Source organism: Hyphomicrobium sp. (genome assembly GCF_036780825.1).
Lineage (GTDB): Bacteria > Pseudomonadota > Alphaproteobacteria > Rhizobiales > Hyphomicrobiaceae > Hyphomicrobium_C.
In genome coordinates, this window is sequence record NZ_DAIQCD010000004.1 from 75,241 (window position 1) to 90,586 (window position 15,346).

General features: G+C 61.8%; 15 protein-coding genes and 2 pseudogenes. 12 read left to right on the forward strand and 5 right to left on the reverse strand.

The annotated features are described in order from the left end of the window. Positions 1 to 88: 88 nt before the first annotated feature. The 3 genes from V7P99_RS03475 to V7P99_RS03485 all read left to right on the forward strand — a co-directional run bounded on the left by V7P99_RS03475 (position 89) and on the right by V7P99_RS03485 (position 3,726). The gene (locus tag V7P99_RS03475) at positions 89 to 2,275 is read left to right on the forward strand and encodes an oxidoreductase (protein WP_333793432.1); all 2,187 of its coding nucleotides are present in this window, start codon (positions 89 to 91) and stop codon (positions 2,273 to 2,275) included. 266 nt (positions 2,276 to 2,541) lie between these two features. Further along, on the forward strand, positions 2,542 to 3,081 hold the full coding sequence (gene fae / locus V7P99_RS03480; RefSeq protein WP_333792787.1) for a formaldehyde-activating enzyme: 540 nt from the start codon (positions 2,542 to 2,544) through the stop codon (positions 3,079 to 3,081). Between the two features lie 303 nt (positions 3,082 to 3,384). Then, entirely contained in the window at positions 3,385 to 3,726 is a 342-nt protein-coding gene (locus V7P99_RS03485; protein ID WP_333793450.1) for an antibiotic biosynthesis monooxygenase family protein, read from the forward strand. Between the two features lie 100 nt (positions 3,727 to 3,826). Here the strand turns inward: V7P99_RS03485 and V7P99_RS03490 are convergent, their stop codons facing one another. Beyond that, entirely contained in the window at positions 3,827 to 5,005 is a 1,179-nt protein-coding gene (locus V7P99_RS03490; RefSeq protein WP_333793433.1) for an NnrS family protein, read from the reverse strand. Positions 5,006 to 5,334: 329 nt separating this feature from the next. Between V7P99_RS03490 and V7P99_RS03495 the strand changes: the two genes are divergently transcribed. From V7P99_RS03495 to arsH, 4 genes and pseudogenes are all read left to right on the forward strand, one after another. Further along, positions 5,335 to 5,697, forward strand: a complete 363-nt coding sequence (locus V7P99_RS03495; RefSeq protein ID WP_333793434.1) for an ArsR/SmtB family transcription factor — start codon at positions 5,335 to 5,337, stop codon at positions 5,695 to 5,697. 52 nt (positions 5,698 to 5,749) lie between these two features. After that, positions 5,750 to 5,920 (forward strand): annotated as a pseudogene (locus V7P99_RS03500) (ArsC/Spx/MgsR family protein); the annotation flags it as partial. A 9-nt stretch (positions 5,921 to 5,929) separates the two neighbouring features. Then, a complete protein-coding gene (arsB, locus tag V7P99_RS03505) occupies positions 5,930 to 6,985 on the forward strand; it encodes an ACR3 family arsenite efflux transporter (RefSeq protein ID WP_333793435.1) in 1,056 nt (351 codons plus the stop codon). Beyond that, on the forward strand, positions 6,985 to 7,701 hold the full coding sequence (gene arsH, locus V7P99_RS03510) for an arsenical resistance protein ArsH (RefSeq protein WP_333793436.1): 717 nt from the start codon (positions 6,985 to 6,987) through the stop codon (positions 7,699 to 7,701). Before arsB ends, arsH begins: the two co-directional genes overlap by 1 nt. Before the next feature lie 159 nt (positions 7,702 to 7,860). Here arsH and V7P99_RS14760 read toward each other — a convergent pair. Then, positions 7,861 to 8,197, reverse strand: a pseudogene (locus tag V7P99_RS14760) (IS5/IS1182 family transposase); the annotation flags it as partial. Between the two features lie 15 nt (positions 8,198 to 8,212). Then, the gene (locus V7P99_RS03520) at positions 8,213 to 9,121 is read right to left on the reverse strand and encodes a LysR family transcriptional regulator (RefSeq protein WP_030091718.1); all 909 of its coding nucleotides are present in this window, start codon (positions 9,119 to 9,121) and stop codon (positions 8,213 to 8,215) included. A gap of 96 nt (positions 9,122 to 9,217) precedes the next feature. On the opposite strand from V7P99_RS03520, the gene V7P99_RS03525 reads away from it, so the two are divergent. Continuing rightward, positions 9,218 to 9,616, forward strand: coding sequence for a YciI family protein (locus V7P99_RS03525; protein WP_081876263.1), 399 nt, complete (start codon positions 9,218 to 9,220; stop codon positions 9,614 to 9,616). A 382-nt stretch (positions 9,617 to 9,998) separates the two neighbouring features. Here V7P99_RS03525 and V7P99_RS03535 read toward each other — a convergent pair whose 3' ends face one another. Further along, on the reverse strand, positions 9,999 to 10,940 hold the full coding sequence (locus V7P99_RS03535) for an AraC family transcriptional regulator (protein ID WP_030091720.1): 942 nt from the start codon (positions 10,938 to 10,940) through the stop codon (positions 9,999 to 10,001). A gap of 203 nt (positions 10,941 to 11,143) precedes the next feature. Here V7P99_RS03535 and V7P99_RS03540 point away from each other — a divergent pair, with 203 nt between their 5' ends. From V7P99_RS03540 to V7P99_RS03550, 3 genes are all read left to right on the forward strand, one after another. Beyond that, the gene (locus V7P99_RS03540; protein ID WP_030091721.1) at positions 11,144 to 11,998 is read left to right on the forward strand and encodes an SDR family oxidoreductase; all 855 of its coding nucleotides are present in this window, start codon (positions 11,144 to 11,146) and stop codon (positions 11,996 to 11,998) included. Positions 11,999 to 12,060: 62 nt separating this feature from the next. Continuing rightward, a complete protein-coding gene (locus tag V7P99_RS03545; RefSeq protein WP_099866420.1) occupies positions 12,061 to 12,618 on the forward strand; it encodes a flavin reductase family protein in 558 nt (185 codons plus the stop codon). Positions 12,619 to 12,886: 268 nt separating this feature from the next. Beyond that, positions 12,887 to 13,108 (forward strand): hypothetical protein, encoded by a 222-nt coding sequence (locus V7P99_RS03550; protein WP_198585981.1) that lies wholly within the window; start codon positions 12,887 to 12,889, stop codon positions 13,106 to 13,108. 63 nt (positions 13,109 to 13,171) lie between these two features. On the opposite strand, the gene V7P99_RS03555 is transcribed toward V7P99_RS03550, so the two are convergent. Next, positions 13,172 to 13,615 (reverse strand): Rrf2 family transcriptional regulator, encoded by a 444-nt coding sequence (locus tag V7P99_RS03555; protein ID WP_030091724.1) that lies wholly within the window; start codon positions 13,613 to 13,615, stop codon positions 13,172 to 13,174. A gap of 126 nt (positions 13,616 to 13,741) precedes the next feature. Here V7P99_RS03555 and V7P99_RS03560 point away from each other — a divergent pair, with 126 nt between their 5' ends. Further along, positions 13,742 to 15,337 (forward strand): MFS transporter, encoded by a 1,596-nt coding sequence (locus V7P99_RS03560; RefSeq protein WP_198585982.1) that lies wholly within the window; start codon positions 13,742 to 13,744, stop codon positions 15,335 to 15,337. Positions 15,338 to 15,346 lie beyond the last annotated feature (9 nt).

A 15,346-nucleotide genomic window follows, 5' to 3' on the forward strand; every position in this document is an offset into this window, starting at 1 on the left:
GGCCTGGGTTCAGGACGAAGGGAGAGTCATGCCTTGCTCTCTGGAATTCTGAACAAGAAAAACGAGTTGAATAATCGGGAGAAACGCCATGGACGAGAAGTATTCTATTCTATTCGAGCCCATACAAATCGGCCCAAAGACGCTGAAGAACCGTTTCTATCAGGTGCCTCATTGCATTGGTGCCGGAAGCGACCGCCCGGGGTTCCAGGCCGCGCACCGCTCCATGAAAGCCGAAGGCGGATGGGGTGGCCTCAATACCGAATATTGCTCCATCCATCCGGAATCAGACGATACGAACCGCGTCTCGGCGCGCATCTGGGACGAGGGCGACGTGCGCAACCTGCGCGCGATGACGGACGAAGTGCATAAATACGACGCGCTCGTCGGCGTCGAGCTCTGGTATGGCGGCCCGCACGCGCCGTGCCTCGAAAGCCGGCAGACGCCGCGTGGTCCGAGCCAGTACGCGTCGGACTTCGAGACCCAGTCCTATTGCAAGGAAATGGATCTCGATGACATCAGGATGGTGCAGCAGTTCTATGTCGATGCGGCCCTGAGGGCGCGCGATGCGGGGTTCGACATCGTCTACGTCTATGGCGCGCACGCCTACCTTCCGCTGCAGTTCCTTTCGCCCTTCTACAACAAGCGCACAGACGGCTACGGCGGATCGCTCGAGAACCGCGCGCGCTTCTGGCTCGAGACGCTTGAGAAGGTCCGCAACGCTGTCGGCAACGACTGCGCGATCGCGACGCGCTTCGCCGTCGACTCGCTCAGCGGCCAGGATGGGGTCCAGGTCGAAGAGGATGGCGTGCGCTTTGTCGAGCTCGCCGATCCGCTCGTCGACGTGTGGGACGTCAACATCGGCGTGATCGCAGAGTGGGGCGAGGATGCGGGTCCGTCGCGCTTCCATCGCCAAGGCCATCAGCTGCCGTGGCAGCGCTATATCAAGCTCACCTCCAAGAAGCCGGTTCTCGGCGTCGGGCGCTTCACGGATCCGGAGAAGATGGTCGAGGTGATCCGCACCGGGCAGCTCGACATTATCGGTGCGGCGCGGCCGTCGATCGCGGATCCCTTCCTTCCGAACAAGATCAAGGAGGGCCGCGTCGACGATATCCGCACCTGCATCGGCTGCAACGTGTGCATCTCGCGGTGGGAGATCGGCGGGCCGCCTATGGTCTGCACGCAGAACGCAACGGCGGGCGAGGAATACCGCCGCGGCTGGCATCCCGAGAAGTTCGAGAAGAAGGCCTCCGACGATACCATCCTCGTCATCGGCGCCGGCCCGGCCGGTTCGGAATGCGCACGCGTTCTCATGGAGCGCGGCTATACGGTGCATCTGGCGGACAAGGCCGACAAGATCGGCGGATACGTCAACCAGGTGGCGACGCTTCCGGGTCTCGGCGAGTGGGGCTACCATCGCGACTATCGCGAGACGCAGCTCACCAAGCTCGTCAAGAAGAACCGCGATTCCCAGATCGCGCTCGGATCCAAGCCGCTTGGGGTGGACGACGTGCTCGGCTACGGCGCCGACAAGGTCGTTGTTGCCACCGGCGCGCACTGGAACGTCGACGGCACCAGCGCGATGACGCATGCGCCCGTGCCCGGCATCAGCGCCGACCTGCCTTACATGGTGACGCCGGAGCAGATCTTTGCCGGCAGCAAGAAGATCGGCAAGCGTGTGATGATCCTCAACGCGGATCCCTATTACATGGCGCCGAGCCTCGCGCAGAAGCTCGCGGAAGCGGGCCATGAGGTGAAGGTTGCGAGCGGGGTCGATCTCGGGCGTTACATGCACTTCACGCTCGAATATCCGAACGTGCGGCGCATGTTCAACGAGCTCAATATCGAGATCATCAGCGATGTCTGGGCGTCGCGGGCGGAAGAGGGACGGATCGAGCTCTATGACGTCTGGGGTGACGGCCATAAGATCGAGTTCAACGGCGCAGGCCGCAGCCCGCGCACGGAGAACCGCACCCACAAGTGGCATGAGTACGACACGCTCGTTCTCGTGACGGGGCGCAGATCCAACGTGTCGCTGTTCCGCGATCTCAAGGCCCGCCAGGACGACTGGGCCAAGAACGACATCAAGGGCATCTATCTCATCGGGGATGCGCTTGCGCCGAAGCTGATCGCGGATGCGACCTTCGATGGGCACCGGCTGGCGCGTGAGATCGAGGAGAAGGATCCGCAGTATCCGCTGCCCTATCGCAGGGAGGTGGCTGTCTGGGGCGTGCCCCACATGCCAGGCGGTTCCCACGAGATCAAGTATCGAGTTTAGGGCCGTTACAGTTCGAGTGGATCGGAAAACGGCTCTCATTTTTGGCCGTGCGTCTTGAGGAAGATTGGTTCCCTTCCCTCCGGGTGCACATAAGGCCCCGATCCACACGCTTGCACACGCTTGAAAGATGAAAGCCGGCGGCGCTCTCGGGCGCCGTCGGCAGCGCGACGTATCTCCCCAATTTTGCAGACCTGCACGGTCCAGCAGGACGAGTGTCTCGTCGAATGGATCCGAACTCCATCCACTCAAGGAAACAAGAGGAATTCATGTCTGAGATTTGGTTCAGGACTGGCGAAGCCACGGTGTTCGCGTCTGAAGGCCAGGTGACCGATGCGATGCCGGAGGTCGTGATCGGCTCCGTCAAGGGCCCGGTCGGCACGGCGTTCGCCACGATGATGGGCCAGTCCGCAGGTCACACGCGGATGTTCATCCTGCGCGACTGCAACCAGATGGTTCGCCCGGCGGCGATCATGACCTCGAAGGTGACCATCGCCAGCGCCGAGTACGTCGATCTTCTCGGCGGCGTGGTGCAGGCAGCGCTCGGCGACGCGATCGTCGATGCGGTGGCCAACGGCATCATCCCGAAGGACATTGCAAACGACGTGGCGATCATCACCACGGTGTGGCTCGATCCGCGGACGGCGACGGACGCGAACCTCGACAAGAAAGAGCTCTACAAGAACAACTACGAGGCCATGACCACGGCGCTGACGCGGGCCATGAAGCAGGAGCCGACGGTTGACGAGCTGATCGCCAACCGCAAGACGATCCGCCACTACGCCCTGGCGGGCATCGATATCGACTGAGCTGCGGCTTCGTCTCAACACGTATCGCCAGCCGGGCTCGCTCCCGGCTGGCGTTTGTTTTGAGTAATGCGGGCGGATGCCCGATTGGTTCGATCGTTTGTTGATACTTAAAGTATTGAATAATATGATCTGCGGACAACGCTCGTCGAGCAGAACCTGCGCGCCCCCGAAGGCGTTGCTCCAGCACCGCATCCAGGTCAGGCACGGCTTGTTTGATCGTTGCCCTGGATTTGACAAGGCGCTGTCATTGAGTGCCATCGGGACGGCCGCAAGACGCAGGCCTGGATCAAGAGAGAGAAGATGATGTTCATTGCCATGAATCGCTTCAAGGTCATGAAGGGCGCGGAGGCCGATTTCGAGAAGGTCTGGCTTTCGCGCGAAAGCCACCTCGATGAACTGCCGGGCTTTATCGAGTTCCACCTGCTCAAAGGGCCGGAGCGCGATGATCATGTTCTTTACGCCTCGCACACGATCTGGCGCTCGAAGGCCAACTTTGAGGCGTGGACCAAATCGGAGCAGTTCCGCAAAGTTCATGCCGGCGCAGGGGCGACCAAGCCGCTCTATCAAGGCCATCCGGAGTTTGAGGGGTTCACCGTTCTGCAGACTGTGGCCCAGGACGGAACACGGAGCGTTGCTGCCGAATGAGCGTAAGGCGGCACGGGGACAGAGATCTCAGTGCAGGGCGATCCGGCCTCCGTCTCGACCGGCAGCAGCTCGAGCGTAAGGGACATGCGGACATGCGGGGTCATGGGAGTGTGAGACGCGCGCTCAAAATGGGGCGCGGGACCGGACGGCGCAGGGCTGGAACATAGGTGCAAAGGAAAAGCATCCAGCCCGTCATCCAAAAGATGGCGGCCGTGCGGATTGGATCGGGCAGCCCTGAGGGTATGACGGGCGTCAAGACGCGCAGCAGGGCCGATAGCCAGACCAGAGCAAAGGCGAGCGCCAGCCGCCGGCCCAACGCAAGCCTATCGTCCCTGCGTGCCATGACCGAGCGCGCCATGATCGCGAGGATCATCGTTCCCATCGCGCCCATGGTCAGCGCGTGGATGGCGGCCGGCGCCGCGCTCCATTCGGGGTGCAGCATGGCCAAACCGAGGAGCAGCAATCCCGCCGGCAACCAGATCCAAGCCAGATGCAATAGGAGGAGTGCGGGGTAGCGGCGCACGCTCCAAGTCTGCCAGCCGAGAAGTCTCGCGATCTGGAGCGCTCCTGACAGAATGAGCAGGAGCCCTGCCGCCCTGTGAGCTTCGGCAAAGGCGAGAAGACCGCCACAGACGAGCGCTCCCAAGCTCAGAACGGACAGGACAGGGCTGTCCCGCATGAGGCTCGGCGCGGTCTGTCTCTCGAGCCAGCTTCTGGTGAAGGCTGGCACGGCGCGGCCGCCGACGAGGCAAATCAATAGCGCAAACCCAAGGACCGCTTCCGTTGCCCCGGCCGACGCGACCCCATCTTCACGCAGGCGAGCGAGATAGAGGAGATCGCTCGCAATCAGCATCAGCAGCGCGAGTGCAAGATAGGCCTTGGACCAGATCCGCCGCGTGAGTGTGTGCCAAGCGACGAGGGCCGCGAGCGTTGCGAGGTACGCTTGTGTTCCCGCTGTCAGGAGGATGTCGGGCAGCGTATCCGCCCGAAGAAAGCTCAGACGCGACACGGCCCATAGGATGCACATGGCCACTGTGAGACTTGGCGCGATGGGGCCGTGCTTTGTCCAGGCGGGTAAAGAGGTGAGCAGATAGCCGCCGATGGCTGCGCCACCCATGCCGAACAGCAACTCGTGCAAATGCCACGCGACCGGCTCGGGCCCTACTCCGTAGGGAAGGAGCCATACGGCGGGCACTGCCAAGGCCGTTAAAGCCGCGAGCAGGAACAGGGGCCGATGTGGCGTGTGCCAGAATGGGCGGTCCTGCTGCACGTTCCTCATGAGGGCTGTGTGGAGGGCGACCGGCCGCCTTCCTTCGCTGAGCCTGCCCCGCATTGCGAGCGGGACCAGTCCGCTTTTCTACTGCGTCCTCACCAGAGCGCCAGATGTCTTTAAAGCGTGCGAGCAGGCACGTAAGCGGTATGAGGTGGCGGGCGGAGAGCGATGAAACAGAGAACTACGTTTACGCTATTCCCCTCCCTAGCCCTCCTTAAAGCGGCCATGACAACCGATGGGGCCTCGTTCGGACAGAGCTTTGAGATTCCCCCTGGCGCTTAGCGCAACTTTGGCATATTCATTATCTCAATGATTCTTGAGATGTTGAAGTTGCGATGAACGAGAAGCAAGCCCTTAACGCCTTCGCCGCACTCTCGCAGGAGACGAGACTCCGTATCGTCCGGTTGCTGGTGACCGCTGGCCCGGAAGGCATGTCGGCTGGAGCCATCGGCGAAGCGATGGATGGCGCGTCGTCGTCTCGTATGTCGTTTCACCTGAGCCATCTCGAACAGGCCGGACTTGTCGTGTCCCGCCGTGAGGGACGGTCGATCATCTACAGCGCTGCGCTGGCCACGCTTTCCGGTCTCGTGGAATTCCTCATGCGCGATTGCTGTCAGGGCCACCCGGAAGTCTGCAATCCGGCAATGGCGGCGCTGTCCTCCTGTTGCGACCCCACGAAAGGCAGGTCCCATGTCTGATGGACAAGAGCACCGCGTCTTCAACGTCCTATTCCTCTGCACCGGTAATTCGGCGCATCCTATCCTGATCAACCGGCCTGTCGTCGTCAGCCCGAGGGGCGTCAAGCTCTGCCGACCGTCCGAGGACGTGCTCGGCCTGTTGCCGCCGCAGTGCGGCGCGTTCGTCAAGGAAGATGGCGAGCGCGTGATCGACGAACACGGCCGGCGCGTCGCAACGGCCTGAGGGAATTGCGTGTCCACCTTCGAACGCTACCTCACCCTTTGGGTCGCCCTGTGCATCGTTGTCGGCATCGCGCTTGGCCACTTCCTGCCTGGCGTGTTCCAGATGATTGGCTCGGCAGAGATCGCCAGCGTCAACCTGCCGGTGGCGGTGCTGATCTGGCTGATGGTCATCCCTATGCTGCTCAAGATCGACTTCGCAGCATTGGGCGAAGTCGGCCGCCACTGGCGGGGCATCGGCGTGACGCTGTTCATAAACTGGGCGGTAAAACCGTTCTCGATGGCGCTGCTGGGCTGGCTGTTCATCGGCTGGCTGTTCCGGCCGTATCTGCCGGCGGATCAGATCGACAGCTATATTGCCGGCCTCATCATTCTTGCCGCCGCGCCATGCACGGCCATGGTGTTCGTCTGGTCGAACCTCACAAAGGGTGAGCCGCATTTTACATTGAGTCAGGTTGCCCTAAACGATGCCATCATGGTCGTCGCCTTCGCGCCGATTGTCGGGCTGCTGCTGGGCCTGTCAGCGATCACGGTGCCATGGGGTACGCTGGTTCTGTCCGTCGTGCTCTACATCGTCATTCCCGTCATCATCGCGCAGATCATTCGTCGCCGGATGCTGACGCTCGGCGGGCAAGCTGCACTCGACAGGCTACTCGCAAAACTCGGCACGGCTTCCCTTGTGGCGCTGCTGACGACGCTTGTTTTGCTGTTCGGATTTCAGGGCGAACAGATCATCGCGCAGCCGATGATCATCGGCCTGCTTGCCGTGCCAATCCTGATTCAGGTCTATTTCAATTCCGGCCTTGCCTATCTGCTCAACCGGATGGCCGGCGAGCAGCATTGCGTCGCTGGCCCCTCGGCGCTGATCGGGGCGTCGAACTTCTTCGAACTGGCGGTTGCTGCCGCCATCAGCCTGTTCGGGTTTCACTCGGGCGCGGCGCTCGCCACTGTTTTCGGTGTGCTAATCGAAGTGCCGGTGATGCTCTCGGTCGTCTGGATCGTAAACCGCTCCAAAGGCTGGTATGAGCGCGGTGGCAAAGTATCAGAACTCGCGAAAGAGCAGCGTTGATGTCTGACGATCTTCCCAATCTCGATGCCGCTTGCGTTGATATTCCTGGCATAGACCGGCTGCGTGCAGCAACGCCGTCTACCCATCCACCGCGTATCCTGCTGCTTTACGGCTCGCTTCGCGAACGATCCTACAGCCGTTTCCTGACATTCGAGGCCGAGCGTCTGCTGAAACATTTCGGGGCGGAAACACGTATCTTCGATCCGTCCGGCCTGCCGCTGCCGGATGGCGCTCCCGTCGATCATCCCAAGGTGCAGGAACTGCGCGACCTCTCGCTCTGGTCGGAGGGCCAGGTCTGGACCAGCCCCGAGCGACATGGTGCGATGAGTGCCGTCATGAAAGCCCAGATCGACTGGATTCCGCTCTCAGTCGGCGCAATCCGCCCAACGCAGGGCCGGACCCTCGCGGTGATGCAGGTATCGGGCGGCTCGCAGAGCTTCAACGCGGTCAACCAGATGCGCGTGCTCGGCCGCTGGATGCGGATGATGACGATCCCCAACCAGTCCTCCGTCGCCAAAGCGTATCAGGAGTTCGATGAAGCTGGCCGGATGAGACCGTCCTCCTATTATGACCGGGTGGTCGATGTGATGGAGGAACTGGTCAAGTTTACGCTGCTGACGCGCGACGTATCGCTCTACCTGACGGATCGCTATTCCGAGCGAAAGGAAAGCACCGAAGCTTTGGCGCGGCGGGTGAGCCTGACGGCGGCGACCTGACCAGTATTGTAACGGCGCGGCCACTGTTGTCGTGCTGTGGCGGGCTATCGGCGGCAATTCGCATTATCGCGTGCAATCGGCGGTGTTTGGCGGGCCATGCGGGATAGCGATGAGAACGATATCTACTCCATAGCCCTCTATTACCCTCCCAAATAAGCGGTCGATCGGACGCTTCTTCATCCGTGACGGGTTGTTGGGGATGATCGCGACAGCGCCAGCCTTGGTGATGGCCTCGCGGAAGTGATTTGCGCCGTAGGCGGCATCGGCCAGCCGCCCGTCGGGCCGATCCTCACCGAGCAGGGCAGCAGCCTGGGGCGCATCGCCGCGCTGACCGGCGGTCAGGATGATCCTGGCCGGGCAGTCAAGGCTGCGCACGGCCAGGTGGATCTTGGTGCTAAGGTCGCCGCGGGAGCGGACAATATACTGAATTATCAGACATTTTTGCGCCTACTGCGTGTCGGTGGGCCTGCGCGATGGTCCTGTCGAAGGTCAGGTAGCGAACTCCTTGCCGCTACGCCTCCGGCTCGCGAGGGAACGCAGCCAGCACCGTGTCGATGAAGTGCCGCAGCTTGGGCGTCATCCGGCGATCCTGCGCATAGAGAAGATGCATAGGGCGGGAAGGCCCGTCGTAGTCGGCAAGAACCTGAACCAAACGACCGGCTGCGATGTCGTCGCGCAGCGCAACCATTGGCCCGAGCGTCACTCCAAAGCCGACCAGCGCCGCATGGTGAAGGCCCTTCCAGTCATTCGCCCTCAACCTGCCATGGACGGGTATACGAAACAGCGTGCCTGCTTTCCGGAAAGTCCATTCACGCGCCATCGCCTGCGACCAGTAACTGAAGCCTAGGCATTCATGCCGGCTCAGATCGTCAGGTGTGGCGGGGACGCCGCGCTCTTCGAGATAGCCAGGTGCGGCGCAGGCAATCAATTTATAAGGGCTGAGCTCTCGCGCGCTAAGTGCGCTGGTTTCCGAAAGTGGACCGATACGGATCACGGCTTCGAAGCCGTCCTCGACCAGATCAACCAACCGATCTGACAAGACGACGTCCGCTTGTACTTCGGGGTTCTCCACAAGATATCGGGTGATGACCGGGAGGAGCGCATGGGTACCGAACGTCACGGGAGCATTGATCCGCAAGACGCCCCGCGCAACCTTGCGGACTTCGGTCGCCTCGGCTTCTGCGTCCTGGATATCGCCAAGGATCGTCCGGCAGCTTTCACAGTAGCGCTGACCGAATTCGGTCAGGCTCTGCCGCCGTGTGGTGCGGCTGATCAGGCGCAGGCCGAGGCGGCTTTCAAGAGCGGCAACATGCTTTGCCACCATCTGCGGCGATACTCCGAGGCTCTCAGCCGCTGCGGCGAAGGAGCCTAGTTCTGCCGCCTTGACGAAGGCGGCCATGCTTTCGAGCCGGTCAGGCATTCAACACCATTGGTTGTTTCTGTACGGTAGAAACTACGATTTATCATTACTGTTTGCCAATGTTAGTCGTGCCTTCGCAATAAAAGGACATCGATCATGGCATTCTATATCGTCACCATGTCTCATCCCGACGGACCGGAATGGAACCGTCACGTCGCTGAACATGTCGAATATCTGCTGGAACTGGTCGAGAAGGAAAAGCTGAAGGCCTCCGGCCCGCTGAAGGGATCGCCGTTGCGGTCAGGCTTTCTGATCATAGTCGCGAACAGCAGGACGGAGGTCGAAGCCCTGATCGAAGAAGATCCCTTCAGCCGGGAAAAACTGATCGTGTCGCTCTCCATTGAAGAATGGGATCCACTCTTCGGCGTCTTCGGCGAAGAATCCAGCAGAACTCTGCCGCCGGACCTCAATGCGATTGCCGAAAAACTTGGGTACGCCTGGGGTCGGCTCCCCGGTGCCGATCCACGCGACCCTGATCTAGGGCGGACAATGTGATAGCGCGCTCAGCCCTGCTCGATCTGCAAAGTGCGGGCTGCAAGTTTGAAAGCAACGCCGCGCCGGCCTCGGTGGGCGCGACGGATCGAGTCAGCGCGCCAGAAGCCGCACTCCTAGGCGCTCCTCCAGTCATCGCATCGCGTGGCGGAGTGTAGGAAGGGTGATACTCCGAGATCGGCCGCAGCAGTAGTAAAGCTCTGGCGGCGCACGACGGCGGCAAAAGCGGTCCGATCGTTGAGTGAGGTGCGAGTCATTCCTAGCAGAAACCTTGCTCGATCAGGTCGTGGCCCCGGTGATCTACCGGATATTGTTCACCAAAACCGCTCCAGCTGCCTGGCGCCGATTACGGCGCAGGGCTTTTCCGCGCCAGCCTCGCGCGGGGCTAATGCGTGACGGCCAGCGCCTCAAGCTGCGTGGGCGCCATTAACGCGAAGGCCGAACGCATCTCGCGTGCTTCTTCGCCCGGGGAACGGCCAAAGAGCCGCCTGAACTCACGGTTAAACTGCGAAGCGCTTTCATAGCCCACCCGCGCCGCCGCCGCCGCTGCCGTCAGATTGTCACGGATCATCATCAGCCGCGCCTGATGCAGACGCACGGATTTGATGTACTGAATGGGCGAGGTCGCAGCGACCGCCTTGAAATGCGCGTGAAAGGCCGGGACGCTCAGCCCTGCCTCGCCCGCCAACGTCGCCACATCCAGCGACTGGCCGTAGTCGTTGTGGATGCGCCGCAGCGCCCGCGCGATGCGCCCGAAATTACCATGACTTGCCAAAGCTGCGCGGATGGCCCCGCCCTGCGGCCCAATCAGCACCCGAAAACACAGCTCGCGCATGATTGCTGGCCCCAGTACCCGCGCCTCAAGCGGCGATTGCAGGGCGCGTAGCAGTCGCAAGGTGGTATCGGCCAGCGTGGCATCGAGCGGCGTCGAGAGGATCCCCACGGGCGTGGCAGGCGGCACCGAGGCGCTCTGATCGACCTCGATCACCAGATCGGCCAGCGCCGTCATGTCGAGCCGGACCGATACGGCCAGCAGCGGCTCCTCCGGGCTCGCCTCGGTTTCGGTCGAAAACGGCAGCGGCACCGAGAGCACCAGATAATGCTGCGCATCATAATGATAGACCTGATCCGCCAGATAGCCGCGTTTGTGGCCCTGACAGACGATGACGATGCTCGGCTCATAAAGCACCGGCGTGCGTCCCAAAGGGTGATCGGTGCGCATCAGCCGCACCCCGTCCAGCGCGGTTCTGGTGTGGCCCTCATGCGGGGCCAGTTGCTGAATCAGGGCGATCATCTCCTGCTGTAGCATTGGGTCGGGTGCATGCATGCTGCACGGTCCTGAAAATTTAAGTTCAAGATGAACATGGCATATTATATGCGTTTCAATCTATGAATTTATGAATACCAAATAGGATTAGGCAATTATGAAATAGCCCTCGGCCTAGTCCGGCCTTCTATCGCTCCTTAGGTTCCCACCATCGCAACACCGACCCCAGGCGGGCGCATCGCAGTGAACGAACGGAGCCTTCCATGCAAAACATCTCTCCCAAAAACATCTGGTTCATCACCGGGGCCGCACGCGGCATCGGCCTGTCGCTGGCCCGTCAGGTTCTGGCGCGGGGCGATGCCGTCGCCGCCACATCGCGCAATCTTGCCAGCCTGCGCAATGCGCTTGGCGAAGACAGCGCGCAGTTTCTGGCGCTCGCGGTCGATCTGGCCGATGATGCCAGCACCAAGGCCGCCATTGAGCGCACCATCGCCCATTTCGGCCGCATCGACCGCGTGGTGAACAACGCAGGCTACGGCCAGCAGGGCGCGATCGAGGCGCTGTCGGATGCCGAGCTGCGGCGCAATTTCGACGTCAACGTCTTCGCCCCGCTCAACGTGCTGCGCCATGCGCTGCCGCATCTGCGCGCCGCCCGTAGCGGGCATATCTTCAACGTCGCATCCATCGTCGGCTTTCAGGGCGGTTATGCGGGTTGGGGCAGCTATGTCGCCAGCAAATTCGCGCTGGCCGGTCTGACCGAAAGCCTGCGCGCCGAGGTGGCAGAACTGGGGATCAAGGCCACGGTGGTTTACCCCGGCCCCGTCCGCACCGGCTTCCTGTCGAAGGACAGCCTCGTCGTCGCCGAACGCGCGATTGCCGATTATACCGAGGCGCAGGCCTCGCTCGACCTGCATCTGAATGCGCTGGATGGCAAGCAGGCTGGCGACCCGGAAAAGGTGGCGGCACTGATTATTGAGGCCTCAAAGGTTGCCGAGCCGCCTTTGCACCTGTTTGCAGGCAAAATCGCCACCACGCTGGCTGATGAGAAGATGAACGCGGTGAAGACGGATCTCGACGCCTGGCGCACAGCCTCGGATGCCACTGATTTTGAGGACTGAACCTCAAGCACCGGGCAGGCCCATCCTGTACCTGCCCGGGGCCAACCCTGTGAGAGCTTGCCATGTTCGACGAAATCCCGCCAGAAAAAGCCTATCGCATTCTCGAATCCGGCCCCATCGTCATGGTCTCCACCCGCTCGCACGCGGGCAAGGCCAATCTGATGACCATGGGCTTCCACATGATGATCAGCCACGCGCCGCCGCTCGTCGGCGCGGTCATCGGGTCCTGGGATCACAGCCAGAAGGCCCTGCTGGAAACCGGCGAATGCGTGCTTGCGGTGCCGACCGTTGATCTGGCCGAGACGGTGGTCGATATCGGCAATTGCTCGGGCGATGAAATCGACAAGTTCGATCATTTCGGCCTGACGCCCTTACCGGCGCAGACCGTGGGCGCGCCGCTCGTCACAGAATGCTGGGCCAATCTGGAATGCCGCATCGCCGATGATGGCTGGCTAAACCGCTATGACATGGTGGTGCTGGAAGTGCAGCGCATCTGGGCTGACACCAAGCGCCGCGAAAAGCGGCTGATCCACCATCAGGGTGACGGACGCTTCAGCGTCGATGGCGGAACCATCGATCTTGGTGAACGCATGGTCAAATGGCGCTATCTCATGGACTGATCCCGCGGACAGAGATAGCGGAGCCGATACTGCGGCTCAGCGAGGTATCAGTTCCGCCGCCAGGACTGGACATCCATCCCGCCAAACAACATCGGCATCGGCAGTTGAAAGATAAAATACGGATTGATGACCGGCAGTACTCTGGCTGCATCAAGCCGCGCCCGGTGATCCTCGGACAGATGCAGCGAAAGCGCCGCGAAGTTCGCCGTTAACTGTGCAGGCCGGCTCGCGCCTAAGGACCGCCACGGAAGCGCTACGGCAGAAATGCGTGAGAGGCCTGCGCGTCACCGAGATTTCGCCTGGCTTCATAGATACGGGTTTTGCAGATGCGGCCATCGACGATCCTGCCGTCAAGGCAGCCATACTGAAGCGGAAGGAGGAAATGGCCGTCTCTCCTGACGCCATCGCACGGGCCATCGCCTTTGCCGTCGAGCAGCCCGACGATGTCGAGATCGGCAGCATCGTCGTGCGTCCTACTGCTCAGGATTGAGAAGCGCCAACAGGAACGCCGGCACCGACCTTACGAAATCGGCGTATCGTGCAGCAGTCGTGCTCAGCCGGCGTCGTGCACATGCAATGTGGGGGAATCCGGATTTGCCGGCAGCAGCGTATCGAGGGTCACCTCGCCGAACCGCCTGACGAACAGCGCTTCCGCCTGCGCCATCGTCTCGGAGAGGGCGGCGTTGACGTTCTTTTGAATCATACAATCCGTACGCTCGCTGCGATTACCTATGGCGAACAGGGTCGGGCAATTGAGCGCCTGATAGACATCCAGCAATGTGATCTCCGCCAGCGGACGCGCCAGCCGCCAGCCACCACCATGGCCTTTGCCTGAATGGACATGGCCTGCCTCGCGTAACCCCGCCATCGTCCTGCGGAACACCGCCGGATTGGTTCCCATGCTCTTGGCGAGCATCTCGGAGGTCAGCGGCTCGTCGACCTGCCCCATGTGGAGCAGGACGTGCAGCACGTCGGAAAGCCTTGTGTCCTTGTTCATCCGTATTTCCGTTTGCGAGCTTTCAGGCCGCAGACCGGCCTGATCCGGAGTTCATGTATCTGTTCTTGATACGTAAGGCGGCACTGGTTATATGTATCTTCGTCTGATACATGATCCGGTGCCCAAATGTCCAGCTTTGACAGTTCGACTTCGCCTGAAGACGCCATTCTTCTTCATGGTGATTCCTTGCCCGACCCTACGGTCCACGATCCCGCGCGACGCCGCAGCATCCTGATCACGGTCTGCATCGCGCTGATGGCGGTCATCGCCGCCGTGACCGGCCTCAATGTCGCGCAGCCGCATCTGGCGCTCGATCTCGGGGCCAGCCAGAGCCAGGTGCTCTGGATGATCAATCTCTATGCGATCAGCCTTGCCTCGCTGCTGCTGCCGCTGGGCGCGGTGGGAGACCGCTGGGGCCGCAAGCCGGTGCTGCTGATCGGCCTTGCGGTTTTCGGGGTCGCCAATATTGGCTCGGCTCTTGCCCCGAGCGTCGAGGTGATGCTCGGCGCACGCTTCCTGAGCGGCGTCGGCGCGGCGATGATCATGCCGGTGACGCTCTCGGTCATTACCTCGGCCTTTCCCGACGAGGAACGATCGAAGGCCATCGGCATCTGGACCGGCGTGGCCGGCGCGGGCGGCATCCTCGGCATGTTCCTTTCCGCCGTGCTGGTCGATTTCCTGTCCTGGCGCTGGCTGTTCGCGCTTCCTGTCGTACTGGTAGCAGTTGCCGCGGTCATGGCTTTGCGTGCCGTTCCCAATTCGCGCCAGTCCTCGGAACATCGGTTCGATACGGTCGGCTCTGTCCTGTCGCTTCTCGCCATCATGGGCGCGAGTTTTGTTCTGCATGAAGGCCCGGCGATTGGTTGGACAGCGGCTCCGACGCTGTTTGGCTTTGCGGTCAGCATCGCCGCCTTCATCGCTTTCGTCTGGTGGGAACTGCGCCATCCCGACCCGTTGCTTGATATCAGGCTGTTCAGGAAACGCAGTCTGACCAGTGGCTCGGTCTCTCTGACGACCTGGTTCGGCGTGCAGGCCGGCGTATTCATCGTCCTCTATCCATTCTTCCAGGCGGTCCTCGGGTGGTCGGGCCTGCGCGCCACGCTGGGCCTCATGCCCATGGCGTTGCTGATGATGGTTTTTTCCGGGGTCGCGCCGCTTCTGTCCGCACGAATCGGCCCGAAGACGACGATCGCCGGGGGCGTGCTGCTGGGTGCGACGGGGCTGGCACTGATGTCGCTCCTTGTGTCGGTCGATGGCGGATACCTCTCGGTTCTGCCGGGCATGGTCGCGATGGGCATCGGCATGGGATTGGCCATGGCGCCCTCGACGGAAGCGATCACGTCCTCCCTGCCACGCGATCAGCAGGGTGTCGCGTCGGCGCTCAACGATGTCACGCGCGAGTTGGGAACATCACTTGGGGTCGCTCTGCTCGGCGCGGTGTTCGCCGCAGGCTACACAAGCGCGATCGCTCCGCGACTGGCCGGATTTCCCGGCGATGCAGCCAGACTGGCGGGACAAAACATTGCCAACGCAATGGCCCTCGCGGACGGCGGGTTGCCTTACGCGGATAGCCTCTACAGGGCCGCGCAGGAAGCTTTCGTCGAAAGCTGGCAGCAGGCGATGTGGGTCGGCGTCGGTGTGATGGCGCTGCTTTTCCTTTTTATCGTCCTGCGCGGCCCTGAGCGGCCTGCGTCAACCGAATCCACTTCCGCAAAAGCCTGATGCGGGGAG

Coding starts and splice junctions, on each gene's coding strand:
- V7P99_RS03475 (WP_333793432.1), top strand. CDS start 89: ATGGACGAGAAGTATTCTATTCTATTCGAGCCCATACAAATCGGCCCA.
- fae (WP_333792787.1), top strand. CDS start 2,542: ATGTCTGAGATTTGGTTCAGGACTGGCGAAGCCACGGTGTTCGCGTCT.
- V7P99_RS03485 (WP_333793450.1), top strand. CDS start 3,385: ATGTTCATTGCCATGAATCGCTTCAAGGTCATGAAGGGCGCGGAGGCC.
- V7P99_RS03490 (WP_333793433.1), bottom strand. CDS start 5,005: ATGAGGAACGTGCAGCAGGACCGCCCATTCTGGCACACGCCACATCGG.
- V7P99_RS03495 (WP_333793434.1), top strand. CDS start 5,335: ATGAACGAGAAGCAAGCCCTTAACGCCTTCGCCGCACTCTCGCAGGAG.
- arsH (WP_333793436.1), top strand. CDS start 6,985: ATGTCTGACGATCTTCCCAATCTCGATGCCGCTTGCGTTGATATTCCT.
- V7P99_RS03520 (WP_030091718.1), bottom strand. CDS start 9,121: ATGCCTGACCGGCTCGAAAGCATGGCCGCCTTCGTCAAGGCGGCAGAA.
- V7P99_RS03525 (WP_081876263.1), top strand. CDS start 9,218: ATGGCATTCTATATCGTCACCATGTCTCATCCCGACGGACCGGAATGG.
- V7P99_RS03535 (WP_030091720.1), bottom strand. CDS start 10,940: ATGCATGCACCCGACCCAATGCTACAGCAGGAGATGATCGCCCTGATT.
- V7P99_RS03540 (WP_030091721.1), top strand. CDS start 11,144: ATGCAAAACATCTCTCCCAAAAACATCTGGTTCATCACCGGGGCCGCA.
- V7P99_RS03545 (WP_099866420.1), top strand. CDS start 12,061: ATGTTCGACGAAATCCCGCCAGAAAAAGCCTATCGCATTCTCGAATCC.
- V7P99_RS03555 (WP_030091724.1), bottom strand. CDS start 13,615: ATGAACAAGGACACAAGGCTTTCCGACGTGCTGCACGTCCTGCTCCAC.
- V7P99_RS03560 (WP_198585982.1), top strand. CDS start 13,742: ATGTCCAGCTTTGACAGTTCGACTTCGCCTGAAGACGCCATTCTTCTT.